Consider the following 24,090-nt stretch of genomic DNA (forward strand, 5'->3'; position numbering starts at 1 on the left):
CCTGAGGAAGCAGCGGCCCCATCCGGGGCCGCTGCTTTGTTTGGCCTCATCCCCTCCGCCATCCCGTGGTGCCGTCCTTGCGGTCCTCCAGAACGATGCCCAGGGCCTTCAACTGGTCGCGCACGCGGTCCGCCTCGGCCCAGTTCCTGGCGACCTTGGCCGCCCTCCGGGCTTCAATCAGGGCCTCGACCTCGGCATCCAGGCTGTCGGTGGCCTGCGGCCAGGCCGAGAAGATGGCATCAGTCTCATCCAGGAAGGCCACCACGGCATCCCGCTCCTCACGCGAGAGAGCGACGTGGTCATCCTGCGCGTTCAGGTCGCTGACGAGCGTGAAGATGGCCGCCAGGGCCTCGGGTGTGTTCAGGTCATCAGCCATGGCCGCCCAGAAGGCCTCGCGGGCCTGCTCCAGGCGCGCCAGCGGATCCACAGCCTCCTTCCAGGGACCGCCACCGGGCTGTCCCTCGCCCTCCATCCGGGTGCGGAAGGCCCGGATGCGCTTGAGGGAGTTCTCCGCGGCACGGAGTCCCTCGAAGCTGAAGTTCAGCACCTTGCGGTAGTGGTTGCTCTGGATGGCATAGCGCAGGGCGAGGGGATCCACCCCCTTGTCGATGAGGTCGCGGAGCGTGAAGAAGTTGCCCAGGCTCTTGGCCATCTTCTGGCCCTCGACCATGAGGAATTCGCCGTGGACCCAGTGGTTGACCCACTGGTGGCCCAGGCAACCCTCACTCTGGGCGATCTCGTTCTCATGGTGGGGGAAGATGAGGTCCACGCCGCCGCTATGGATGTCCACGCGCTCACCCAGCAGCTCCAGCCCCATGGCGGAGCACTCGATGTGCCAGCCGGGGCGCCCGGGGCCCCAGGGGCTGTCCCACCAGGGCTCGCCCGGCTTGGTGGCCTTCCACAGCACGAAATCGGTGATGGAGTCGCGCTCGTACTCATCCGCATCGACCGAGGCCCCGGCCTGCATGCCCGCGCGGTCCAGGTGGGCCAGGCAGCCGTACTGGGGCAGCCCGGCGATGCGGTAGTAGACGCTGCCCTCGCGGACATAGGCCAGACCCTTGGCTTCGAGTGCCTGGATCAGGCGGATCATCTGGGGGACGTAGGCGGTGGCCTTGGGCAGGAAGTCCGCCCGCTGGATGCGCAGGGTGTCCAGGTCCTCCAGGAAGATGGCCGTGTACCGGTCCGTGAGCGCCGTCATGGCCTCGTGTCGCTCGGCGTTGGACGCGTCCACGGGCAGGGCCCCCTGGGAGTCGCGGATGATCTTGTCCTCCACGTCCGTGATGTTCATGCAGTGCCTGACCTCGTGCCCGGCGGCCTGGAAGGCCCGCTTCAGCAGGTCCTGGAAGAGAAAGGTTCTCAGGTTGCCGATGTGTGCGTAGTTGTAGACCGTGGGCCCGCAGGTGTACAAGGAGATCTGTCCATCCAGGATGGGGACCACGGGATCGACCCGCCGCGTCAGGGTATTGAACAGAGCCAGGGTTCGCCGCATCTTCTTCATGGTTCTAGCAAACCATCTTTTCCCTTCGATCCAAAGCCTCCCGGAGACCCGATGAGTCTGTTCGGCGGCAGCAAGCAGGACGAGGCCCTGGCCGAGCGGGACGAGCGCCTGCGGAAGCTGGGCGCCGAATGCCATTCGGTCCAGGCCCGGCTGGAGGGCACCCAGGAGCTGGTGCGCCACCTGGACGAGGATCGGGACCTGCTGCTGAGCGCCCTCGAGCGCATGCGTCCTGGTGGCTCGGACCAGGCCCTGGCCCAGATCCTGTTCGATGTCAGCTTCAAGCCCCTTGGCCTCGCCTGCTTCTATGTGGCCGTGGCGGATTGGAACCAGGACCAGCTCCGGTTCGTGCTGTACCACGAAGGCGGCCGGGCCCGGAACCACCCCTCCCGCCGTCTGTCGGACCGGGCCGGACTTTCAGAGCGGGTGCTGGCGGGGCGTCGTCCGGTCTACATCCGCACCATGGAGGAGGGGCATGCGGCGGGCAGCCTGCTGACCGCTGCGGAGCAGGCCACGGGCCTCATCCCCCATTCCTGGTACGGGGTGCCGCTGGGCTGGGGCAGCCGCCCTTCCGGTCTGGTGAGCTTCCAGAGCTTCCAGACGGATGCCTTCAGTGAGGGGCGCCGCCGGGTCATGGACGCGCTGGCGGGCCTCATGTCGACCTGCATGGGCAGTCCGGATCCGTCTCAGCGCCCCTGAACCAGGGCCAGCAGGTCGTCGGGCAGCACCCGCGCCCGGTTGTCCGAGCCCGCCACCAGGTGGACACTCTCCCCCTCGGCCAGGAGGACGCCGTCCCGCTCGATCCGGTAGCCGAAGATGATGCGGCGACGTCCGGTCTCCAATAGGGAGGTTCGCACCTGGACCAGTTCGTCGTAACGGGCCGGCGCCCGGAAGCGCACCCGGATCTCGTTCACCACCAGACGCACCCCTCGGGCTTCCCAGTCCGCGTAGCTCTGGCCCAGCTGGCGCAGGAAGTCGCTGCGGCCCAGTTCCATCCAGACCGGATAAGTGGCGTGGTGGACGATGCCCATGGCATCGGTTTCGGCGTAGCGCACTCGGAGTTCGGTCAAAGATTCCATGGCATGAGCGTACATGAAAAAGCCCCGCATTCGCGGGGCCTTGACGCTGCACGGATGGGGGCTCCCGGTTACTCGACGGTGACGCGGACGTGATCGCCCTTGTCCGTGGTGATTTCCAGCAGCAGGTCCCCCGCCTTGGCGTCGGACAGCAGCTTCTGGAGCTGTTCGGGCTTCATGCCCTTCTTGGTCTCGCCGTTGACCTTGATCTCGCCCTCGCCGGCCATGTCGAGCACGCCCTTGGCCAGGCTGATGGGCATGCGGATGTGGACTTCGGTCGGTCCGTCCACGCCTTTCTGCTTGTGGTGGTGCTGCATCATGGTCTTGGAGACGATGTCCACCTTGATGAACCGCGCGCTCTGGGCGGCCAGGGGAAGGCTGAGGCTGGCCGCCAGGGCCAGCGGGATCATGATGGCGCGCATGGGCGGCCTCCTTGGAAGGATTGGGGTTCGGCACTCGCCGGGTCGCTTGGGATTACGGGCCGCGGAACGGGGGGATTAGCCCGGGTATCCTGAAACCTGGAACGAAACCCGGCCTGCCTCCATCCAAATCCTGCGGTCCGTCCGCCAACTCCTGGAGCCCCTGCATGAAAGCCCTCGCCGCCTTGCTTCTGATCGCCGCCCCGATGTTTGCCTCGGGCACCGTCAAGTGGGAGCACGACTACCAGTCCGCCCTCAAGCGGGCCAAGGCCGAGAAGAAGGTCGTCTTCATGGATCTGTGGACCGAGTGGTGCGGCCCCTGCCTCCGCCTCCAGAAGGATGTCTTCCCCACGCCCGAGGCCCAGGCCGCCCTCGCCAAGGTGGTGCCCTTCTCCGCCCTGGTCCAGAAGCGGGACGGCACGCCCGTCGCCGAAGGCACCAAGCTCTCCGAGACCTTCAAGCTGACCGCCTTCCCCACCATGGTGATCCTCGATGCCGAGGGCAAGGAGCTCCGCCGCCAGGTGGGCGCCTTCCGCAGCGGCGCCGAGTTCGCCGCCTGGCTGAACGCGAAATAGGCGGAGCCTCCCGTCATTCATTCATCCGCGGCGGCCTCCGGGCCGCCGCGGTGTTTCACCACGCCCAGGCGAGTTCACGGCCGGTCAAAGATCCTTCACGCCCGCAGGGGTTTTCGGGGGCTTGGGCAGGCGCTGCTTGAGGCCCTCCAGTTCGTCCTGCTGGGCGCCCATGCTGGGGCGGGGCGGGGGCGGTGGAGGCGGCTTCTTCGGGTTGGGCGGGGGGGGCGGTTGCGCGTCCTTCACCAGGGTCTGCAGGTCGTGGATGGCCTCCCGCTGGCCGGGCTGTTCCAGCAGCAGGCGCTCCAGCAGGGCACGGGCCTCGGCGGGCCGGTTGGATTCCACGTGGGCGCGGGCCGCCAGCAGCAGGGCCGGGGCGCGCCAGGCCGGAATGGGGCGCGGGGAGCCCTGCCCCACCAGGGGTGACAGGGTCTTCAGGGCGTCCTCTGGAAAGCCGGTCCGCAGGTCGATCTGCGCCGCGAGCAGCACGTGGGCCGGCCGCGCGTCGCCCGGGCGCCACTTCCGGGCGCCGGGGAGGTCGCCGCCCTCGATGGCCCGCTGGGCCAGCCAGGCCTTCACCGCGGGCGGGGCCCAGGCGCTGCCCTGGGCCTGCAGGCGGGAGGAGCCCAGGCCCAGCAGGAGCAGGAGGATCGGTCGCCAGCGGGCCAGTGTCTTCCCGGAAAAGAACAGCCACAGCGCCAGCCCCGCCAGGGCCAGCCAGGCGCCCACCTCGGGGTGGGCGGGCTGCAGGGAGCGCCGGGCGGGCAGGGGCAGCCTGCCGGCGGCCAGGGCCTGAAGGCCCGCGGCGGCATCCTCGCCATCCTTGAACACCTGCCCCTGGGTGGCCTGGGCCAGGCGGGTCAGGAAGTCCGGGTGGGCGGTGCTGACGGCCGGCTCGGGACCGGGGGCCGCGGCAGCCTGGGCCCGGACCGGGACGGCATGGGGCTGGCCGTCCCCGTAGGCCAGTACGCAGACCGGGATCCGCGCCCGCTTGAGGGGCTCCAGAGCGTGGTTCAGGGCCTCCTCCGGCGCCTCCCAGGTTTCCTCCCCGTCGCTGAGGAGCAGGATCACGGCGGGCAGGTCGTGATCGATCTGGGCCGCCACCTGGGGCAGACCCCGGCCCAGGCTGGTGCCGGGCGAGCCGACTTCGCCGGGCACCACGGCGCGCAGGGCCTCCCGCAGCAGGGTGCGGTCCTCGCCGGGCGGATGGATGGGGATGTCATCGCCCGTGAGCAGGTCCAGGCCCCAGCGGATGCCGGGCTGGGGCCGCGACCAGATGCGGTCCAGGGCGGTCACGGCGGCCTCCCACCGGGTGCGGCCCTCCGCATCGGGCACGGTCATCGAGCGACTGGCATCCAGCACCACGTGCACGGTCAACCGCGGGAACTCCGGCAGCCCCCACCGGGGTTCCGCCAGACCCAGACCCAGGCCCGCGGCCATCAGCGCCATGCCCAGCCCCTGCCAGAGCGGACGCTGGCCCACCACCTGCACGCCGAGGCCGGGCCGGAGGTGGGCGCGCAAGGCCAGGGCCAGCACCAGGAGCACGACCCCTGCCGTAGGGGCGAGCACCCAGGGATGGGAGAAGGGCAGGTTCATGGCCCCTCCACCCAGGCGGGCCGGGGCCTGCCCCGCTTGAAGGCCAGATCCACCGCCAGGGGGAGGGCCAGCAGCGCGGCGGCCAGGAGGCACCACAGGGCCATGGGCCGGCCTTCCGTGGGCGGATCCACGGGCAGCAGTGTCTTCTCCAGGCGATCCACGGAGGCGAGGCTGTTCTCGAGACCGGCCGGATCCTCGGCGCTGAAGGACTCGCCGCCCGTGAGGTGGGCGACCTGCTGAAGGGTGGCGTGGTCCACCTCCACCCGGAGGCGGGCGAAGCCGCCGCCCTCCAGGGGCACGAGGCTCTCGCCATTGCTGCCGATGGCCACGGCATGGATGCGGATGCCGTTGCGGCGGGCCTCTTCCGCGGCCTCCAGGGGGGTCACCCGCCCCCGGTTCTGCACGCCATCCGTGATCAGCAGGATGACGCGGCTGCGGGCCGGGCTGTCCTCCAGGCGCCGCACCGCGGTCATCAGGGCCGATCCGATGGCCGTGCCGTCATCCCGGCTGTCGATGTCCAGGCGCGCCAGCATCCGCAGCAGGCGCAGGTGGTCGGCGGTGAGGGGGCTCAGCGTCACCGGATGGGCACTGAAGAGGATGAGGGCGAAGCGGTCGTCCGGGCGCCGCAGCACGAACTGGGCGAGGGTGCGCCGGGCCGCATGCCAGCGGTCCTCGTCGGGCCGGTCGAGGATCCGCATGCTGCTGCTGCCATCCAGCACCACGGCCAGGTCCACCACGGGGGCGATGCCCCGCAGCGGCGTGCGCCACTCGGGGCCCGCGGCGGCGAGACCCAGGGCCAGGGCCAGCAGGATGGGAATCCAGTGGGAGGTGAGGCGGGCCAGCCGGCTGGAGGGACGCGAAGAGGGGATGCCCCAGCGGTAGACGACCCGCCAGGCCCAGACCACGAGCGGCACCGCCAGCAGCATAAGCAGGGGATGGCGGAGGGCGATCACGGCCGGACCTCGCCCGGGGTCTTCGCGGCATGGATTACGGCCACCAGCTGCTCAGCGGAGGGGAAGGGCGGCTCGGACCGGCCGAAACGGGCCGCATCCAGGCTGCGGAGCCACTGCACCCAGGGGCCCAGGGCCCGATCCTGGAAGTCCGTCGTGCCCCAGGCCCGGGCCCCCTCGCCGAAGCGCGCGGCCAGCAGATCCCGGCCCCGGCCGTGGGCGGCATCCAGGGTGGTCCGCTCCCGGTCGGCCGGCGGCCAGTGGCGCTGGAAGGCGTGGACCGCATGGGTCAGCCGGCGCTGGGCGGAGCCCCGCCGCCAGCGGCGGACGCCCCAGCCGGCGAGAGCCACGGGCGGCACCAGCAGCAGGCTGGCCCAGGCCCAGGGGAAGGGGATGGCCGGCAGGCGATCGTCGTTGCCCCCGCCAAAGCCCACCCAGGGGCCGCCGTAGGGGATGCTGCGGGGCACCCACAAGCGCAGCTCCGGGCTGCGCTGCCCGTTGCCCAGGTCCAGGGCGGGGATCACCGCCAGGCCGGGTTCCAGGGCCTGCACCTGGAAGCGCCAGCCGCGACCGTCCGGCAGCGGTTCCAGGGCACGCAGGTACAGGGGCCCCAGGCGGTCCTCCACGGTGGGTCGCGGCGGAGCAGGGCTCGCGGGGTCCTCCTCGCGCAGCTCCAGCACCAGCAGCTCCCCCAGCTTCGGCTGGGTCGGCGCTTTCCAGGCCGGCGCGGCCATGACCGACAAGCACCCCAACAACACCAGGATTCCAGTCTTTCGATGACTCGGATTTCGCCCGTGAAATCCGAGCAGGGAGAGGCGATGGGAGGAACCCACGGCCATTACGCGCCCCCCGCCCGCAGCCAGCCGTTCAGCTTCACCACGGGATCATCCAGCAGATCCCAGCGCTGCCGCTCGATGGCCGGACTGAAGCCGGGATCGGGCCAGGTCATTCCCTTCCGGTCCGAGTGGTCCTCGGGCTGGAACCACACGAGGCGGTGGCGCGTGGCCAGGGGCTTCAGCAGGGGTGCCACGCCCTGCAGTCCCGAGCCGTTGCTGAAGAGCCAGAGCCGGTGTCCCTTGCCGTGCTCGCCCCAGTGGCCCAGGGCCTCGCGCCAGGAGGCCTCGGTGGGAAGGGAGGGACCGCGCTCCGCCAGGGTCTCCAGGATGCGCAGGCCGTGGATGCGGCCGCGCTTGGGGGCGATGCGCAGGGCCGGGGTGCGGTGGTCACCGGGCACGATCAGGCCCAGGCGGTCGCCTGTGGCCTGCAGGGTGGCGAAGGCCGCGCCGCAGAGCTCGAGGGCCCAGCGCAAGGGAGAGACGGGATCGCCCAGGAACATGGAGGGCGAGGGGTCCACCACCAGCCACAGCACCAGATCGCGGCTGCTCTCGAAGCGCTTCATGATCGGCTCGCCGGTGCGTGCGGTCAGCGGCCAGTTGATGAAGCGCGGATCATCGCCGGGAACGTAGGGCCGGTTCTCCACGAAGGTGAGCCCCGTGCCCTTGACCTTCGAGGGATGCAGGCCCTCCGTGCCGCCGCCCAGCCGCCCGCGCAGGCGCAGCGGCAGACGGCGCAGGCGGGCGAGGAAGCGGGCGGGCAGGGGCATGGGAGTTCAGTATGGCGCAGGTGCCGGGGCTCCAGGCCGGCCGGGTGTGGTTCCTACCACTTCACCCTTACCCGATACGTCAGCGTGGCGCTGCCCTCGGGGGGCACGGTGACCTTGAAGCGGGCCGTGCCCGAGGCCTCTTTGGTGGGCGGGACGCTGCTCTGCAGCACCTCCCAGTCGCCGGGCATGGGCTCCAACAGGCTCACGGTGACGGCCTCCTTCTTGGCGTTCTTCAGCGCCACTTCGAAGGCCGATTCGTACACGTAGCCGAACTTCCCCTGGCGGCCCAGGCTCTTGAAATCCGTCTGCTTGCGCTTGGCCGTGACGTCGAAGGCGTCGCCCAGCTTCATGCGCACCAGCTCGTTCTTGGGCGTGTGGTCCACGTTGTCCTCGCCCACGAACTGGGCGCGGCCCTCGCCGTCGCGCTTGTAGACGCGGATGATGCCCTTGGGCAGGGGCATGCCCAGGCGGCTCGACTCCTTGTTGTCGAACTCCACGAACACGCCCACCTTCTGCTTCTCGCCCAGGTCGCCGTAGCTGCCGGAGTAGTAGTGGTTCTGCCCTTGCAGCAGGTATTCCTTGCGCACCGGCACGCCGCTGGCGCTGAGCAGGGCCACCTGCTTGGTCTGATTCACCGCCAGGGTGGTGGGGCGATCCAGGGTGTAGAGGTGGTATTCGAAGAGACTCTCTTCCGCCATTTTGGGGGCGGCGGCTTTCATCCGCATTTCCGACATGACGGCGCCCGCGGTCATGTCCCGGCGGGGCTCCCGCGCCCGGTTCACGTCCCCCGCCACCAGCTGCAGGGTGGCGTTGGGATAGGCAGCACCGCTCTGGTTGGTGAGGGTCACCCAGCCGCTGAGATCGAGGGTCTTCTCGTCGGATGAGAGGTTGGCCACGTAGTCGGCGCGCCAGGAGAGGCCGCCCGTGAGGTAGCTCAACTCCAGCTGCTGGGCCTTGTCGGCGCCGCTGTTCAGGCTGATCACCAGCGTGGGCCGAGCCCGCAGGTTGCCGGGCACCTTGGGATAGACGATGCGGCCGGGGATGCTGGTCTCAATGCGGTCGGCGAACTGCAGCACCGTGCCGTTGTTGGTGGCCAGCACCGTGGCCTCCTCGCGGACCTCCTTCGAGCCCGCGCCATCGGCGTTGGGCACGCTGCGCACCACGGTGACCTTCTCACCCACATACTTCTCCAGCAGCTTCTGGGGCGTGAGCAGGTCGAAGTCGAAGTTCTGCTCCGCCACCCAGAAGTCCTTCGCGTGGGTGAGATTGCGCAGCAGGGCCGTCTCGGGCCGGATCTGCGCCGACACCTCCTGGAAGGCCAGCCGTGCCTCGCCCCTGAGCAGTCGAACCTCGCGCGTGTCCTTCACCAGGGCCAGGTTGTCGTTGTAGATCGTCACCGCCAGGGCCTTCTGGTCCTTCAGCGTGGTGGGCGTCTCCTGCGCGACGAGCAGCGCAGGCAGGGCGGCGAGGAGCAGGGTGGGGCGCATGGGACCTCCGGGGTGGGTGTCGGGCAGGAAGAGTGGCCCGATACCTGGACATGTCACGAGGAAGGGCATCCTTTCAGGAAAAAGCAACGGAATGGAAATAAGCGGAGGACAGCGGAGGGGCTGAGGAAAGCGGAGAAAAGATAAATGGGCATCCATCCTCCGCTTCTTCCGCTCCTCCGTTTTCCTCCGCTTTCAAGATTCCTTTGGCTTTTCTCCGCTCAGGCCAGCCCACCGTTCGCCGCCAGCTCCTGGATCCGCGCCAGCGCCGTGTCCAGCTGGCCTTGCAGCAGCTTCTCAGCGCCCATCATCTGCATCATCATCGGGATGTCGGCCTCGTCCACCAGGCGCAGGGTGCTGCCTGCGCCAGCGGCGGCGATCTCGAAGCGCAGCTCGTGGTCGAACATCTTCTTGGCGCCGGGCACCAGGCTCACCAGCTGGCCGGGGGTGCGGGTCTTGGCGACCAGCTCCTGGGGCATCTTCATGCCCATGACCTCGATGACGTAGCTGTGTGCGTCTGCCGTGCCCTGGAAGCTCATGGCGGCGGGTTCCAGGAAAGCGCGGTGCTTCGACAGGTCGGCGAGGAATGTGTAAAGCGCTTCTGCGGAAATGGGCAGCGATGCCGTGGCGGTCTTGATCGAGGTCATGAAGGCTCCAGGGGCTGAAGAAGCATCGAACCATGAAGGCGCAGGGGCGGCGAGGCCCTACCGCAGGGCAAGGCGGGATCCCGCCTCAGCGGGTGCGTTCCCCGAAGAACGCGGTGCCGATGCGGATCTGATCGGTGCCCGCGGCGATGGCGGCCTCGAGGTCATCGCTCATGCCCATGCTCAACCGCAGGGGACGGCCCAGGTCCTGCTGCAGACGGTCGCGCAGGGCGGCCATCTGGACGAAGGCGGCCTCGTCCTCGGGCGGGGGGATGGCCATGAGGCCGCGCAGGGGCAGCCGCGCATCGTCGCCCAGGGCTTCGAGCAGCTCCGGAAGATCGGCCCCGGTACAGCCACCCAGCTTGGTGGCCTCGTCCCAGAGGTCCACCTGGATCCAGACGGGCCGCACCACACCCAGTTCCTCGGCCAGGCGGCGCAGGCGCTCGGCCAGCTCCGGACGGTCGAGGCTCTGGATCTCGGCGAAGTGCCGGAGGGCGGCCTTGGCCTTGTTGCGCTGGAGGGGGCCCAGCAGCACGAAGCTCAGCTCTGGCAGGGCGGCGGCCTTGTCGGCGCCCTCCTGCACGTAGTTCTCGCCGAAGCGCGTGAAGCCCTGGGCGGCGGCTTCACGAATGAGGGATAGCGGCTGCTTCTTGGAAACGGGCAGCAGTTCGATGGTGGCGGGATTCCGCCCGGCAGCCTCGCAGGCGCGCTGGATGCGGGCCCGCAGGCCCTCGATGCGCTGCGGCAGGCTCACGGCAGGAAGAGGGTCCGCTGGCAGGATTCGCAGGTGACGATGGTCTTGCCTTCCTTCAGCTGGAAGAGCATCGGGCCACGGAGCTTCACGTTGCAGCCTGAACAGGCGCCGTTCTCCACGATCACCACCGCGCGGCCTTGGCGGGCGCCGGCCAGGCGGTGGAAGCGTGCCACTTCGGGCGGGGGTAGCTTGGACTCCAGCTTGGCCTTCTTGGCCAGGAGCTGCTTCCGGCCCTCCACCTGGTTGGCGTGTTCATCCAGGAAGACCGCATGCAGCTCGTCAAACTGGGCCTGGGCGGCCGCGCGCTCGGTTTCCAGGGCACCGAGGGCCTGTTCCAGGGTCTGGACGGTGATCTCGAGGGCCTTGAGGGGCTTGGAGACAGCCGCCTTGAGGCGTTCCTTCTCATCCAGCTCGCGGATGGCGGCGGTGTACTGCAACTTCTGGCTGGTGGTCTTCACGGCCGCGCGGGCCCGGTCCTCATCCTTCTGGGCCTGGATGAACTCCTTCGACTTCACCGCGATCTGGGCCTTGGCGGTGTCGAGGGCCTTGGTCTTTTCGGCGATCTGCTTCTCGGTGGCCTTGACCCTGGCATCGAGGGCGGCCAGGTCCGGAGGAAGGGCCGACAACTCCCGCTGGATGGTGGCCAGGTAGTCCAGAGTGGCTTGCAGGTCGCGCAGGGTGGTGAGTTGTTCCATGAATTGAGGCTACACCCCTATGAGGCCTCTGCAGGGGCTTTAAGCTGGAAGTGAATAACGAAGAAAATCTTCGTTAAATTAATCACATTTTGCTTCCGATCGAGCAAACGGGCTTGACTCGCCCTGATCCGGATGGGAGACTTGGCACTCGCTGTTGGTGAGTGCTAACAGCCTCGATCGTTCCCAACCTCAATCCTTCTCAAGGAGGTCCCATGGCCATCCAGCCCCTGTCTGATCGCGTGGTCCTGAAGCGCGTCGACGCAGCCGAAACCGTCAAGGGCGGCATCATCATCCCCGACACCGCCAAAGAGAAGCCCATGGAGGCCGAGGTGGTGGCCGTCGGCGAAGGCAAGATCAACGAGAACGGCACCCGCAATCCCATGTCCGTGAAGGCCGGCCAGAAGGTGCTGATCGGCAAGTACAGCGGCACGGAAGTGAAGATCGACGGCATCGACCACGTCATCGTGCGCGAAGACGAAATCCTCGCGATCGTCGGCTAAGACACCCCAGAGACCAAGGAGACACACATGGCCAAGTCCATCATCTATGCCGAAGATGCCCGTCAGGCGATCCTGCGCGGCGTGAACAAGCTCGCCGACGCGGTGCAGGTCACCCTCGGCCCCAAGGGCCGCAACGTCCTCATCGAGAAGAAGTTCGGTTCCCCGCTCATGACCAAGGACGGCGTCACCGTCGCCAAGGAGATCGAGCTCAAGGACAAGCACGAGAACATGGGCGCCCAGCTCGTGCGTGAGGTCGCCTCCAAGACCTCCGACATCGCCGGCGACGGCACCACCACCGCCACCGTGCTGGCCCGCGCCATCTACCGCGAGGGCATCAAGGCCGTCGTGAGCGGCGCCAACACCATGGAGATCAAGAAGGGCATCGACCTCGCCGTCGACACCGTCGTGGCCGCCATCGACGAGATCAAGAAGCCCGTCGAAGGCAACGCCATCGCCCAGGTCGGCACCATCTCCGCCAACGGCGATGCCGAGATCGGCAAGATCATCGCCGAGGCCATGGCCAAGGTGGGCAAGGACGGCGTCATCACGGTGGAAGAGGCCAAGGGCCGCGACACCGAGCTGAACGTGGTCGAGGGCATGCAGTTCGACCGCGGCTACCTCAGCCCCTACTTCGTGACCAACCCCGACCAGATGAAGGTCGAGCTGGAGAACCCCTACATCCTCGCCTACGAGAAGAAGGTCTCCAACATGCGCGACCTCCTGCCCCTTCTGGAGCAGGTCGTCAACAGCCGCCGCCCCCTGCTGATCATCGCCGAGGACGTGGACGGCGAGGCGCTGGCCACCCTCGTGGTGAACAAGATCCGCGGCACCCTGAACGTGGCTGCCGTGAAGGCCCCCGGCTTCGGTGACCGCCGCAAGGCCATGCTGGAGGACATCGCCGTCCTGACCGGGGGCAAGGCCATCAGCGAGGACCTGGGCCTCAAGCTCGAGAACCTCACGCTGGCCGACCTCGGCAGCGCCAAGAAGATCGTCATCGACAAGGAGAACACCACCATCGTCGAGGGCGCCGGCGCCAGCGAGGCCATTCAGGGCCGCGTGAAGCAGATCCGCGCCCAGGTCGAGGTCTCCACCAGCGACTACGACAAGGAGAAGCTGCAGGAGCGCCTGGCCAAGCTCGTGGGCGGCGTCGCCGTCATCAAGGTGGGCGCGGCTTCCGAGACCGAGATGAAGGAGAAGAAGGCCCGCGTGGAAGACGCCATGCACGCCACCAAGGCCGCCGTCGAGGACGGCATCGTGGCCGGCGGCGGCGTCGCGCTGCTCCGCAGCCTGACCAAGCTCGCCACCCTGAAGCTCACCGGCGACCAGGCCACCGGCGTGGACATCGTCCGCAAGTCCCTGGAGGAGCCCCTCCGCCAGATCGCCAACAACGCCGGCGTCGAAGGCTCCGTGGTCGTCAACGCCGTCCGCGAGGGCAAGGATAACTACGGCTACAACGCCGCCACCAACGAGTACGGCGACATGGTCAAGTTCGGCGTGGTGGATCCCGCCAAGGTGACCAAGTCCGCCCTGCGCAACGCGGCTTCCGTCGCCTCGATGATGCTGACCACCGAAGCCATCATCACCGAGATCCCCGAGCCCAAGTCCGCGCCTGCCGGCGGCCCCGGTGGCATGGGCGGCATGGAAGACATGTACTAAGCAGCAGCAATCTTGGTTAGAGGAAGGGCCCCGCGTGAGCGGGGCCCTTTCATGTTTGTCGGCGCCAATGCCAGTCCGGTCGTGCGTTGTCATGTTGGAAACAACTCGGGACCCGCGGAACCTCGGTGCTTTTGAGATCGGTGAATCGGAATTTCCGCCTGCGATCCATGAACCACCATGGATGAAGAGGTCATGTGAGTTTGAAATTCGTTGATCTCAAACGCCTCGACCTGCGTGTATCAGAGCAGACAAAAGGACCTTCGAGGGGGCTATTCCAGAATTATTGAAAACACCTTCGAGTCCAGTATCCGCCAGGCCGCCACGGCGCGATTCTTACTAATGACAACGATGTCATTTTTAATTACTACCAGAGGGTTGACTATAGAAAAACCAAGGCGCATGCTTCCAGCCGAACCCCCGGAAATCCCTTCCGGGTCGATTGACAAGGCAGGAGCACCCATGGGCATGGGCCTTCTCATTGACGCCACGCGCTGTATCGGTTGCGGCGCTTGCAGCTCCGCATGCAAGGAGCAGAACAAGCTACCGGCCAAGGTAGAGGAGGTATTGACGGCCTACACCTGGACCACGGTCCAGGAGCGAGAGGGCCTCAACGTCCGCCGCCTCTGCATGCACTGCGAAGTGCCGACCTGCGCTTCCGTGTGTCCGGTGGCGGCGCTGAAGAAGACGCCCGAAGGCCCGGTGGTGTATGACAGCGAGCGTTGCATGGGCTGCCGCTACTGCATGATGGCGTGCCCCTATGAGATCCCGAAGTACCAGTGGGACCGTCCCGTGCCCGTCATCGGCAAGTGCATCATGTGCGCCGGCCGGGTCAAGGATGGGCAGCCCACGGCCTGCGCAGCGGCCTGCCCGGCGGAAGCCACCACCTTCGGCAAGAAGGAGGATCTGATCTGGGAGGCGCGGACCCGAATCCGGTCGAAGCCCGGTGCCTACGTGGATCACATCTATGGCCTCGCAGAAACGGGCGGGACCTCGGTGCTGATGATCTCCAACGTCCCCTTCGAGAAACTGGGGATGAAGACCAACCTCCCGTCGGATCCACCGGCCCAGCGGACCTGGCAGGTGCTCTCCAACATTCCCAATTTCGTAGGCGTCTGGGGCGCGTTCCTCTTCGGCGTCCATTGGATCACCGCCCGCCGCGACGACGTGGCCAAGGCTGAACACCATACCAACGGACGGGGAGACCGGTCATGAACAGCACCGCCACGCTTGCTTCCCGCCGGTTCCGGCCCGGATTCTGGACGGCCGTCTTCGTCGTGACCTTCCTGGCCTTCGCCATCGTCACGGTGCTGCGCTTCACCAAGGGGCTCGGGGCCGTGACCAACCTGAGCGACCAGTTCCCCTGGGGGCTCTGGATCGGCTTCGATCTGCTCTGCGGCGTGGGACTGGCCGCGGGGGCCTTCACCCTCACTGCCATCGTCCACCTGTTCAACCTCAAGCGCTTCGAGCCCATCGTCCGCCCCACGCTGCTCACGGGCTTCCTCGGCTACGGCTTCGTGATCGTGGCCCTGCTGCTGGATCTTGGGCAGCCCTGGCGCATCTGGCACGCCATGGTCTATTGGAACCCCCACTCCGTCATGTTCGAAGTGGCCTGGTGCGTCATGCTCTACACGACGGTGCTGGCGCTGGAGTTCTCGCCCATCGTCTTTGAACGCTTTGGCCTCCATGCCCCGGCACGGCTCATCCACAAGTTCATCACGCCCCTGGTGGTTCTCGGCGTGATCCTGTCGACCCTGCACCAGTCCTCCCTGGGCACGGTCTACCTGATCGTCCCGAGCAAGCTGCACTCCCTCTGGTACTCCCCACTGCTGCCGCTGCACTTCTACATCTCGGCCATCGGCGCGGGCATCGGCATGGTGATCCTGGAGTCCTACCTCAGCAAGCGGGCCTTTGGCCGACACCTGGAAATGGACCTGCTGGAGCCCCTGGCCCGCGGCATGGTGGTGGCCCTGGGCATCTATGGACTCATGCGGATCCAGGCCATCTACCGGAATCACGCATTCGGCACCCTTCTCGATTTCGGGTATGAAGGCCGGATGTTCCTCCTCGAGTTCGTCATGGGCGTGATCCTCCCGGTGGTGCTGATGTCCTTCCGCCGGCTGCGGAGCAACCCTGATTGGCTGGTGGGCGGGGCCTTCCTGGCGGTGATGGGCTTCGTCATGAACCGTCTGAACGTCAGCATCACGGGCATGGAAGCCGCCTCGGGGATCCGCTACATCCCCTCGGCCATGGAGATCATCGTCTCCGTGGGCCTAGTGGCCACGGGCATGGCGGTATTCGCCTTCGCCGTGCGCAACCTGCGCATCTTCCCAGAGGGTCCCGTGACGGAATCCCAAGTTCCGGAAGAGGGAGCCTGAGCCATGCGTACCCGCATCGGCACCCGTCTGATCCTCGGCGCCGGCCTCGCGACGGCGCTGGTGATCGGGGGCATGTCCGTGACCGTCCTCCGATCCCACACAGCCCAGTTGCTCGCGGAACGGACCCGGAGCGCCGATCAGCTGAGCGAAACGATCAAGAGCGCCACCCACTTCGACATGCTGGAGAACCGGCGGGAGAACCTGCACCGCCAGATCCGGGGCGTGGGTGGCCTGCAGGATGAGGGCATCCGCAAGGTCCGCGTCTTCAACAAGGAGGGGCGGATCATGTTCTCCTCGGCCAGCGAGGAGATCGGCACCAGCCTGGATCCCAGGGGCGAGGCCTGCTACGCCTGCCATGCGGAGGGGCGTCCCCTTGAGCGCCTGGACATCCAGGCCCGGGCCCGGACCTTCCGGGCCGCGGATGGGACCCGCGTCCTCGGCGTCATCAACCCCATCCCCAATGAGGCATCCTGTTCCACGGCGGCCTGCCACGCCCACAACGCCAAGCAGAGCCTCCTTGGCGTGCTGGACGTGAACGTTTCCCTGGCGGAGGTGGATCGGGAGATCGCCCACAGCCGCCTCGTGATCACGGCCTCCGCCGTCCTGGCCATCCTGGCCGGCAGTTCCATGCTCTGGTGGCTCAACCGCCGCCTGGTGGTCCGTCCGGTGGCGGCCCTGGTCGAGGGCACCCGCCGCGTCATGGAGGGCGATCTGGGCGTCACCATCCCCGTCAGCGGACGGCACGAGCTGGGAGTTCTCGCCCGGGCCTTCAACGAGATGACCCAGACGCTGGCGGATACCCAGCGCCAGCTGACCCAGGCCGACAAGCTCGCCTCCGTCGGCCGGCTGGCCGCCGGCGTGGCCCATGAGATCAACAACCCGCTGACCGGCGTGCTGAGCTATGCCTCCCTGCTGCGCAAGCGCATGGAGCATGACGTGCCGGCCTGCGAGGACCTGGACGTGATCGTGCGGGAGACGGTTCGCTGCCGCGGCATCATCCGCGAGCTCCTGGACTTCGCCCGGCCGGCTGCGCCAGCCCGGAAACCCATGGACCTCAACGAGGTGGTGCGGAGATCGGTATCGGTGGTGATGACCCAGCTGAGCCTGAACCAGGTGAACCTGTCCCTGGATCTGACGGCCGATCTGCCCCAGGTCCAGGCGGACCCGAACCAGATCCAGCAGGTGGTCGTGAACCTGCTGCTGAACGCGGCGGACGCCATCGGAGCCGACGGCGGCCAGATCCGGGCCATCACGCGGTCTGGGGCCTCCAACGCCATCGAATTCCTGCTGGAGGACAGTGGGCGGGGGATCTCCGCCGAGGACCTGCCCAGGATCTTCGAACCCTTCTTCACCACCAAGGGCAACCACGGCACGGGTCTGGGGTTGGCGGTCAGCTGGGGCATCGTGGAGGCCCACGGTGGCTCGCTGGAAGTCCAGAGCCAGCCCGGTCAGGGCACCTGCTTCACCCTTCGCCTGCCGACGGTCATCGGGACCGACGGCGGAACACCGAACATTCCCACCCTCACCTAGGAGGTCGCCATGACCGCTGTATTGATCCTTCTCATGTTTGTGGCCTTTGTGGGCATCGACTTCGTGGTGCGCACCTCGCTCCGGCGAATGCGGGAGGGCCGGGAACGCCAGGCGCGCGAAGCCGTCCTCAACACGGCCATCCGCCTGGACTTCACCCATGAGGCCAAGAGCCTCAAGCGGGTCGCGGTCCCCAATCCCAAGGCCCGCATCCTGGCCGTGGATGACGAGTCCGTAGTGCTGGACTCCTTCCGGCGCATCCTGGTCCTCGAGGGCTTCAGCGTGGACACGGTCGAGCACGGTCCCGAGGCTCTGGGGCTGGTGCAGCGCAACGACTACGACTTCGTCTTCACCGACCTCAAGATGCCGGACATGGACGGCGTGGAGGTGGTGAAGGCGGTGAAGCACCTCCGTCCCGACGTGGACGTGGTCGTCATCACCGGCTACGGCAGCATCGAGACCGCGGTCCAGACGTTGCAGCATGGTGCCTGCGAGTACGTGCAGAAGCCCTTCACGGCCGATGAGCTCGGCGACTTCGCGAAGAAGCTCCTGATCAAGCGCGAAGCCAGGCTCGAGGCGGCCCGCCGTCCGAACGTCCGCATGGTCTCGCCCGAGATGGCCGAAGTGGTGCCCGCCACCGAGTTCTGCGTGCCAGGCGGCGCCTTCCTGTCTCCTGGCCACGCCTGGGTGCGCATCGAGCCCGAGGGACAGGTCCGCATCGGCATCGACGACTTCATCCGGAAGGCCCTGGGTACGGTCAAGGAGATCGAGCTGCCTGAGCGCGGCAAGACCGTGAAGGTGGGTGAGACCCTGTTCACCCTGAAGGGGGCGACCGGCACGGTCCACGTGGCCGCGCCGCTGTCGGGCCGCATCGAGCATGACAACGCCGGCCTCAAGACCGATCCCGGCGAGCTCATCCGCAGCCCCTATGATCGCGGCTGGGTCTGCCTGCTGACCCCCAGCGACCTCGCCTCGGAACTGTCGGCCCTCAAGATCGGCAAGCCCGTCATCGACTGGTACCAGGAGGAGATCACCCGCCTCCGGGCGGCGAACGGCCCCCAGGGCGCCGGTCCGCTGGACTGGACGGTCTTCGAACAGCAGTTCCTCGGCGCGGACGAGCACGCCAAAGCCTAGGTCGATCAGGTCACTCCGCTACGGGGGCCTCCGGGCCCCCGTAGCTGTCTCCAGCGTGATAGCTGGAGCGCACCAGGGGCCCGGATTCCACGCGCTGGAAGCCCATCTCCAGGCCCTTTCGCCGGTAGAGATCGAACTCGGCCGGCTCCACGAACCGGTGCAGGGGAAGGTGGTGCTCGGAAGGCGGGAGGTACTGGCCGATGGTGGCCACGTCCACGCGGCTTTCCCGCCAGTCGGCCATCAGCTCCAGCACCTGCTCGGCCGTCTCCCCCAGACCCACCATGATGCCGCTCTTCACGCGCAGGGTGGGAGCATGCTGGTCCCGCCACGTGGCCGTCCGACGCAGCAGCTCCAGGCTCTGTCCGTAGTCGGCGTCCGGGCGCACCCGCTTGTAGAGATGGGGTACGGTCTCCACATTGTGGTTGAGCACGTCCGGCCGGGCCTCCAGCACGGTTCGCAGCGCCGCCTCGCTGCCCCGGAAATCCGGGATGAGCACCTCGATGCCGCTATGGGGGGTGAGGCTGCGGATCCACTGGATGGTCTGCGCGAAGTGGGTCGAACCTCCGTCCGAAAGGTCGTCCCGGTTCACCGAGGTGACCACGGCGAACCGCAGGCCCAGGCGCGCCACGGCTTCGGCCACCCGCTGGGGTTCCTGGGGATCCAGCTCGCCAGGGCGCCCCTTGCCCACGTTGCAGAACCCGCAGTGGCGGGTGCAGATGTCACCCATGAGCATGAAGGTGGCGGTGCGGTGGATGCCCCAGCACTCATGCAGGTTGGGGCAGCGGGCCTCCTCGCAGACCGTCACCAGCCGCTGCTCCCGGATGAGTCCCTCGACCTCGGCCACCACTTCCGGGGCCGGAATGCGGATCTTCAGCCAGTCGGGACGGGGGCCGGGGAGGACGGGGGGGCGGGCCATAGGTTTCCATTGTCTCTCATTGGCGGCAGAATCCATTCCCGGCTTCATCCGTGTCCAGTTGTGGCCGAACAGGCCTTTCCTTCACGGCACTGGGACGCCTCGCCCGGCTAGAATGGATTCATGACCGACACCCCGCAGGAAGTCCCAGAATCCGTGGCTGAAGCCCTGCCCGCGCCGGAGGCCCCCAGGACCTTCGAGTCCCCCAAGGGCTTCGAGACGAAGTTCCGGGGATTGGCCCTGCACCTCACCGCCTTCGAAGGGCCCCTGGACCTGCTGATGCACCTCATCCAGGAGCAGAAGCTGGACATCCTGAACCTCCCCATGGCCCAGGTCACCCAGCAGTACATGGACTACCTGCGGCTTATGGAGGAGCTGAACCTGGAGATCGCGGCGGAGTTCGTGGCCATGGCCGCGCAGCTGCTCCAGATCAAGTCGCGGCTGATGCTGCCCCGCCCGCCAGAGGCCTGCGGTGAGGAGGATCCCCGCGAGGCCCTGGTGCAGCGCCTGCTGGACTACCAGCAGGTGAAGGCCGCCGCCGCCCAGCTATCGGACCGCGAGTCCGACTGGCAGAAGATCGCCTTTGCGCCGGGAATCGACCTGGAGGACCACAAGCGCGTGGAGGACGAGCCCATCCGCGCCACCCTCTTCGATCTGCTGGGCGCCTACCGCGAGGCCCTGAAGCGGCTGATGCCGCCGCCGCCCGTGGAGGTCCGCACCCAACCCAAGTCCCTCGAACAGCGGGTGATGGAGGTGATGCGGGACCTGCAGGATGGCCTCTGGAAGCCCTTCCAGGGACTGCTGGGCCAGGCGCGCACCCGCGACGAGCTGGTGCTCACCTTCCTCGCGCTCCTGGAGCTGGTCCGCACGGGCCGCATCGCCCTGGTCCAGGGCGAGACTTTCGGCGAGATCCGGGTCAAGGCCGCCGAGGCCGCGTGAACAGCGGGACGGAAGCCCTCCGGTCGGCCCATCGCCTGGGCCGCCTGCTCGGCATGGCCCTCTGCTTCGGCACGCCAACCCTGGTCGCGGCGCTCGTCCTTTCCGGAACCGTGCCCCCGGGCCGGGAGTCGCCGGGGGGGATCTACCAGCAGGTCGGTTACCTCCTCACGGGCCTGGTGTTCCTGTCCGCAGCCTGGGTCTGGTGGCGCAGCGGGAGGGCCCTGGGCGCGTTCCGGCGACTGCCTGAGGCCGAGCGGCCCTCCACGGTGCTCCGGGAGAGCCTTCTCTATGCCGCGGCCTTCGAGATCAGCAGCCTCTGCGGCCTGGCCTACTGGGTGCTCGTGGGCGCCCAGGCGACCCGCCATGTCTGGGGATTCATCCTGCTGACCCCGGTGCTGTTCCTGGCCCTCGTGCCTGGGTACGACCGGTGGGCGGAGCAGCTGAAGGGCTGAGCTGTCCAGGTATGCTGGAAAGGCATCCTCTGAGGAAGGTCCATGCGCGACCCCGAGCCTGTCGATCCCTCCGCGCCGTCACCCGATGACACGGTTCGTCTGTCCGCCGGGGCGCCGGCCGATCCCTATGCCACCCAGCGGCTCAACCTGTCGAATGACTTGGGGATCGACGCCAGCCAAAAGCTCCCGGCGGGGAAGTCGATGGCAGCCTCCGATCAGACCCTGAAGATGACTCGCCCCAAGATGGGCGAACCTCCCCTCCGCGTGCAGCGGGTGGATCAACCGACCGGAGCGGAAGGGCAGACGCAGGATCAGCCGCTTCGCCCCGCGGCCCCGGCCCCCTTCGGTTGGAGGTGGTCCCTCGGTCTTGGCGCCCTGGTGGTGTTGGGAGCGGCAGGCTTCCTGGTGTTCTCCAAGGGACCGGTCCCTCCCCCCACGCGCCCCACGGCCGGGCCTGACGTCGGCGCGCGGGAGACGACCGGCACGGCCGGGGCCCTGCCACCGGACGTCCAGGCCTACCTGGAGCAGGCCAAGGCCGGAGACACCCACGCCATGCGCATGCTCGGCGCCATGTACCTGCAGGGCCTCAACGTCCCCAAGGATCGCGAGAAGGGGCTCTACTGGTACCGGAAGGCCGCGGAAATGGGCAGCGACGCGGCCCGGTCGGAACTGAACCAGATCGAGGGCGGCCGCTGATCACTTGGCCCCGTCCACCGGGGTCTCACGCCAGGCCAGCACCTTCCGTGAAGCCGCGACCCCGATGGCATCCGCCAGCTCGGACGGAGAGGCCTCCCGGACCTTGGTGGCACTGCCGAAGGTCTGCAGCAGCTTCTTCGCCGTGACTTGGCCGATGCCTGGGATCTGCGTCAGCTCGGTCTGGAGGGTGCGCTTGGCCCGCAGGGCCCGGTGGTAGGTGATGGCGAAGCGGTGGGCCTCGTCGCGGATGCGCTGCAGCAGCTGCAGCACGGGTGAGGATTTCGGGATTTTCAGCGGTTCGCTGGAACCGGGCCGGAAGACCAGCTCCTCCTTCTTGGCGAGGCTGGCCAATTCCAGGTGTTCAAGGCCGAGCTCTCTCAGCGCGGCCTCGGCAGCGTGCAGCTGGCCCAGTCCGCCATCGATGAGCACCAGGTTGGGGAACTCCTGGCCTTCGTCTTTCATCCGCCGGTAGCGGCGCGTCACGGCCTCCTGCATGTTGGCGAAGTCGTCGTTCTGTTCGTTGGTCATCTTGAAGCGGCGGTAGCGGGCCTTGTCGGGCACGCCATCGCTGAAGACCACACAGCTGGCCACGACCTCGCGACCCTGGCCGTGGCTGATGTCGAAGCACTCCAGGCGGCGGGGCAGGTGGCTCAGGCCCAGGAAGGCCTGCAGGCCCTCCAGCACCGCCTCGTTCAGGCGGGCCGGCTCGAACTTGCGCTCCAGGGCCAGGCGGGCGTTCTCCTGGGCCATGGTGAGCAGCTCGACCTTCTCCCCCTTCTGTGGGACGTGGATGCGGGTCTTGGTCCCCCGCATGGAGGCCAGCCACTCGCCCAGCAGCTCAGCATCCTCGGGCTGCACCTCCGCCAGGATCCGGGCGGGCACGGGATCGGCACTGTAGACCCGCTGGAGCACCTGGGCCAGCACGGCGCCATCGAAGGTTTCGACATCGTCCAGCAAGTATTCCTGGCGGCCCACCATGCGGCCCTCCCGCAACATCAGCCGATGGACGCAGGCCCGGCCGTCGAGCACCGCGGAGCCGTAGACATCCGTGTCGTCCAGGTCCGCGCTGGCGGCCTTCTGGCGGGTGAACCAGGCATCCACTTGCTGCAGGGCATCGCGGTGCTGGGCCGCCTGCTCGAAGGCGGCGGCCTCCGCGGCCTTCCACATGGCCGCCTCCAGCCGGGCCTTCAGCTCGTCGCGTTTGCCCTCCAGGAACAGCCGCGCCTCCCTGGCCTGCTCGCGGTAGGCTTCCTGCCCCACGGCGGCAATGCAGGGGGCCGTGCAGCGGTGCAGCTGGTATTTGAGGCAGGCCCGGCCCCGCTTGCCATCGATGTCGATGTCGCAGTCCCGGATCTGGAAGAAGCGGTACACCAGCTCCGCCGTTCGGTAGGCGGTGCTGGCGGGAAAGAAGGGGCCGAAGTAGAGGCTGCCGTCCTTGCGCACCTTGCGCGTGACGAAGACCTTGGGGAAGGCCTCCTTCCACGTGAGCTTCACGTAGGGGTAGCTCTTGTCGTCCTTGAGCAGGATGTTGAAGGGCGGCAGGTGCTCCTTGATGAGGTTGTTCTCGAGGACAAGGGCCTCGAGTTCCGTTTCGCAGACGATGAGCTCGATGTCCCAGATCCGCGCCACCAGGCGCCGCGTCTTGGCGTCCAGCCGCTTCTGCTGGAAGTAGGATTTCACGCGGTTGCGCAGCACCTTGGCTTTGCCCACGTAGAGGAGGTTTCCGCCCTCGTCGCGGTAGAGATAGCAGCCGGGACGCAGGGGCAGATCCCCCAGCTTCCGTTTCAGGAAAGGAGACTTCTCGAGGTTGGTGCGGACGGCGGCCACGGGGATCCGGCTCAAGCCTCAGGGGGCGGAGTGGGCTTGTTCAGGAGGCGCATGAGCAGCCAGATGCCAACGGGACCGATGACCAGGAGGGCGATGACGAGAAAATCGGGCATGAAGGCCTCAGTGGGGCCGCGCGAAGGCGATGAGGAGGAGGACGGGGAGCAGCAGCAGGGTCAGGATGGCCCAGCTGAGGCCGTGGGCGAAATTGAGGGTCCAGCCCAGCCCGAGCCGCTTGGGCACCCAGATGGCCGGGTCCCCGGCGTTCACGTAGAAGACGCCCCAGCGGTAGTACTCGCTCCGTTCGTCCTCCTGCAGCGTCTGCTTCATCTGCCGCACCATGAGCAGGATGCCGAGGATGGTCAGGGCCAGGAAGCCGCCGATCATCCAGGCGATCACGCCCTGGCCGTGGCGCGGGATCAGGAGGCCACCCGCCATCATCCCCAGCAGGCCCACGGTGACCAGGCTCCGAAGCGGGGCCAGGGCCGCGCATTTACGGCCTTCCGGATCCTGGTTCGAGCCCACGAAGGCCCGGCCCGTGAGCCACAGCACGGCCCAGATCGCCGCAGGCAGGCCGAAGGCCAGCCAGGGATAGCCGGCCTGGGGAGTCCACCCGTTGGGAACGCCCCGGGCGTCGAAGTGCGTGGGGATGGGATCCGGCAGGCCGGCCATCAGCCTGGGAAGGGCGAGGGCGAGGGACAGCGCGCTCAGCAGAGGGAGCAGGTCCCAGGGGGAGAACCAGGGTATTGGGGAAGGATCGTCGGGTTCCATGGCCCCAATCTACCG

25 protein-coding genes are annotated in these 24,090 nt (G+C 67.8%); 11 read left to right on the top strand and 14 right to left on the bottom strand.

Translation table 11 applies throughout. From position 1 onward, the window contains the following. Nucleotides 1–46: 46 nt before the first annotated feature. On the bottom strand, nt 47–1,489 hold the full coding sequence (gene cysS / locus QOZ81_RS05490; RefSeq protein ID WP_291200391.1) for a cysteine--tRNA ligase: 1,443 nt from the start codon (nt 1,487–1,489) through the stop codon (nt 47–49). A 60-nt stretch (nt 1,490–1,549) separates the two neighbouring features. On the opposite strand from cysS, the gene QOZ81_RS05495 reads away from it, so the two are divergent. Beyond that, nucleotides 1,550–2,194 carry a hypothetical protein gene (locus tag QOZ81_RS05495; protein WP_291200389.1) on the top strand — a complete coding sequence of 215 codons (645 nt, stop codon included), beginning with the start codon at nt 1,550–1,552 and terminating at the stop codon, nt 2,192–2,194. Here QOZ81_RS05495 and QOZ81_RS05500 read toward each other — a convergent pair. Together QOZ81_RS05500 and QOZ81_RS05505 are read right to left on the bottom strand one after the other, a co-directional pair. Then, nucleotides 2,182–2,574, bottom strand: coding sequence for an acyl-CoA thioesterase (locus QOZ81_RS05500; protein WP_366082122.1), 393 nt, complete (start codon nt 2,572–2,574; stop codon nt 2,182–2,184). The genes QOZ81_RS05495 and QOZ81_RS05500 overlap by 13 nt on opposite strands. A 68-nt stretch (nt 2,575–2,642) precedes the next feature. Further along, nucleotides 2,643–2,993: a hypothetical protein gene (locus tag QOZ81_RS05505; RefSeq protein WP_291200383.1), complete on the bottom strand. Its 351-nt coding sequence runs from the start codon at nt 2,991–2,993 to the stop codon at nt 2,643–2,645. Between the two features lie 164 nt (nt 2,994–3,157). Between QOZ81_RS05505 and QOZ81_RS05510 the strand changes: the two genes are divergently transcribed. Beyond that, entirely contained in the window at nt 3,158–3,565 is a 408-nt protein-coding gene (locus QOZ81_RS05510) for a thioredoxin family protein (protein WP_291200381.1), read from the top strand. Nucleotides 3,566–3,649: 84 nt separating this feature from the next. On the opposite strand, the gene QOZ81_RS05515 is transcribed toward QOZ81_RS05510, so the two are convergent. From QOZ81_RS05515 to QOZ81_RS05550, 8 genes are all read right to left on the bottom strand, one after another. Beyond that, complete coding sequence (locus QOZ81_RS05515; protein ID WP_300715358.1) at nt 3,650–5,158, bottom strand: vWA domain-containing protein; 1,509 nt, start codon at nt 5,156–5,158, stop codon at nt 3,650–3,652. Further along, on the bottom strand, nt 5,155–6,111 hold the full coding sequence (locus tag QOZ81_RS05520; protein ID WP_291200377.1) for a VWA domain-containing protein: 957 nt from the start codon (nt 6,109–6,111) through the stop codon (nt 5,155–5,157). The genes QOZ81_RS05515 and QOZ81_RS05520 overlap by 4 nt, the downstream gene beginning before the upstream one ends. After that, nucleotides 6,108–6,866, bottom strand: a complete 759-nt coding sequence (locus QOZ81_RS05525) for a hypothetical protein (RefSeq protein WP_291200375.1) — start codon at nt 6,864–6,866, stop codon at nt 6,108–6,110. Before QOZ81_RS05525 ends, QOZ81_RS05520 begins: the two co-directional genes overlap by 4 nt. 80 nt (nt 6,867–6,946) lie before the next feature. Further along, nucleotides 6,947–7,711, bottom strand: coding sequence for a DUF58 domain-containing protein (locus QOZ81_RS05530; RefSeq protein ID WP_291200373.1), 765 nt, complete (start codon nt 7,709–7,711; stop codon nt 6,947–6,949). A 53-nt stretch (nt 7,712–7,764) separates the two neighbouring features. Continuing rightward, nucleotides 7,765–9,198, bottom strand: a complete 1,434-nt coding sequence (locus QOZ81_RS05535) for a DUF4139 domain-containing protein (RefSeq protein WP_291200371.1) — start codon at nt 9,196–9,198, stop codon at nt 7,765–7,767. Nucleotides 9,199–9,416: 218 nt separating this feature from the next. Then, nucleotides 9,417–9,842 (bottom strand): hypothetical protein, encoded by a 426-nt coding sequence (locus QOZ81_RS05540; RefSeq protein ID WP_291200369.1) that lies wholly within the window; start codon nt 9,840–9,842, stop codon nt 9,417–9,419. An 85-nt stretch (nt 9,843–9,927) separates the two neighbouring features. Further along, nucleotides 9,928–10,593 (bottom strand): YggS family pyridoxal phosphate-dependent enzyme, encoded by a 666-nt coding sequence (locus tag QOZ81_RS05545; RefSeq protein ID WP_291200366.1) that lies wholly within the window; start codon nt 10,591–10,593, stop codon nt 9,928–9,930. Continuing rightward, complete coding sequence (locus QOZ81_RS05550) at nt 10,590–11,288, bottom strand: zinc ribbon domain-containing protein (protein WP_291200363.1); 699 nt, start codon at nt 11,286–11,288, stop codon at nt 10,590–10,592. The genes QOZ81_RS05545 and QOZ81_RS05550 overlap by 4 nt, the downstream gene beginning before the upstream one ends. A 212-nt stretch (nt 11,289–11,500) precedes the next feature. Between QOZ81_RS05550 and QOZ81_RS05555 the strand changes: the two genes are divergently transcribed. From QOZ81_RS05555 to QOZ81_RS05580, 6 genes are all read left to right on the top strand, one after another. Beyond that, nucleotides 11,501–11,788 (top strand): co-chaperone GroES, encoded by a 288-nt coding sequence (locus QOZ81_RS05555; RefSeq protein WP_291200360.1) that lies wholly within the window; start codon nt 11,501–11,503, stop codon nt 11,786–11,788. 27 nt (nt 11,789–11,815) lie between these two features. Continuing rightward, complete coding sequence (gene groL / locus QOZ81_RS05560) at nt 11,816–13,444, top strand: chaperonin GroEL (protein WP_291200357.1); 1,629 nt, start codon at nt 11,816–11,818, stop codon at nt 13,442–13,444. 459 nt (nt 13,445–13,903) lie between these two features. Then, entirely contained in the window at nt 13,904–14,656 is a 753-nt protein-coding gene (locus QOZ81_RS05565; RefSeq protein ID WP_291200354.1) for a 4Fe-4S dicluster domain-containing protein, read from the top strand. Beyond that, nucleotides 14,653–15,819, top strand: coding sequence for an NrfD/PsrC family molybdoenzyme membrane anchor subunit (gene nrfD, locus QOZ81_RS05570; protein WP_291200351.1), 1,167 nt, complete (start codon nt 14,653–14,655; stop codon nt 15,817–15,819). The genes QOZ81_RS05565 and nrfD overlap by 4 nt, the downstream gene beginning before the upstream one ends. A gap of 3 nt (nt 15,820–15,822) precedes the next feature. Beyond that, on the top strand, nt 15,823–17,349 hold the full coding sequence (locus QOZ81_RS05575) for a sensor histidine kinase (protein WP_291200348.1): 1,527 nt from the start codon (nt 15,823–15,825) through the stop codon (nt 17,347–17,349). A gap of 9 nt (nt 17,350–17,358) precedes the next feature. Continuing rightward, a complete protein-coding gene (locus tag QOZ81_RS05580) occupies nt 17,359–18,480 on the top strand; it encodes a response regulator (protein WP_291200345.1) in 1,122 nt (373 codons plus the stop codon). A 10-nt stretch (nt 18,481–18,490) separates the two neighbouring features. Here QOZ81_RS05580 and lipA read toward each other — a convergent pair whose 3' ends face one another. Beyond that, entirely contained in the window at nt 18,491–19,396 is a 906-nt protein-coding gene (gene lipA, locus QOZ81_RS05585; RefSeq protein ID WP_291200342.1) for a lipoyl synthase, read from the bottom strand. A gap of 120 nt (nt 19,397–19,516) precedes the next feature. Here lipA and QOZ81_RS05590 point away from each other — a divergent pair, with 120 nt between their 5' ends. The 3 genes from QOZ81_RS05590 to QOZ81_RS05600 are packed head-to-tail and all read left to right on the top strand — an operon-like array spanning nt 19,517 to nt 21,480. Further along, nucleotides 19,517–20,332 (top strand): segregation and condensation protein A, encoded by an 816-nt coding sequence (locus QOZ81_RS05590; protein ID WP_291200340.1) that lies wholly within the window; start codon nt 19,517–19,519, stop codon nt 20,330–20,332. Further along, nucleotides 20,329–20,784: a hypothetical protein gene (locus tag QOZ81_RS05595; RefSeq protein ID WP_291200337.1), complete on the top strand. Its 456-nt coding sequence runs from the start codon at nt 20,329–20,331 to the stop codon at nt 20,782–20,784. Before QOZ81_RS05590 ends, QOZ81_RS05595 begins: the two co-directional genes overlap by 4 nt. Nucleotides 20,785–20,826: 42 nt before the next feature. Then, complete coding sequence (locus QOZ81_RS05600; RefSeq protein ID WP_291200334.1) at nt 20,827–21,480, top strand: tetratricopeptide repeat protein; 654 nt, start codon at nt 20,827–20,829, stop codon at nt 21,478–21,480. Here QOZ81_RS05600 and uvrC read toward each other — a convergent pair whose 3' ends face one another. Next, nucleotides 21,481–23,322: an excinuclease ABC subunit UvrC gene (gene uvrC, locus QOZ81_RS05605; protein ID WP_291200331.1), complete on the bottom strand. Its 1,842-nt coding sequence runs from the start codon at nt 23,320–23,322 to the stop codon at nt 21,481–21,483. A 105-nt stretch (nt 23,323–23,427) separates the two neighbouring features. Then, nucleotides 23,428–24,075: a DUF5808 domain-containing protein gene (locus QOZ81_RS05610; protein ID WP_291200329.1), complete on the bottom strand. Its 648-nt coding sequence runs from the start codon at nt 24,073–24,075 to the stop codon at nt 23,428–23,430. Between the last annotated feature and the right edge of the window lie 15 nt (nt 24,076–24,090).

The sequence above is a fragment of the Geothrix sp. genome (assembly GCF_030219325.1).
Taxonomy (GTDB): Bacteria; Acidobacteriota; Holophagae; order Holophagales; family Holophagaceae; genus Geothrix.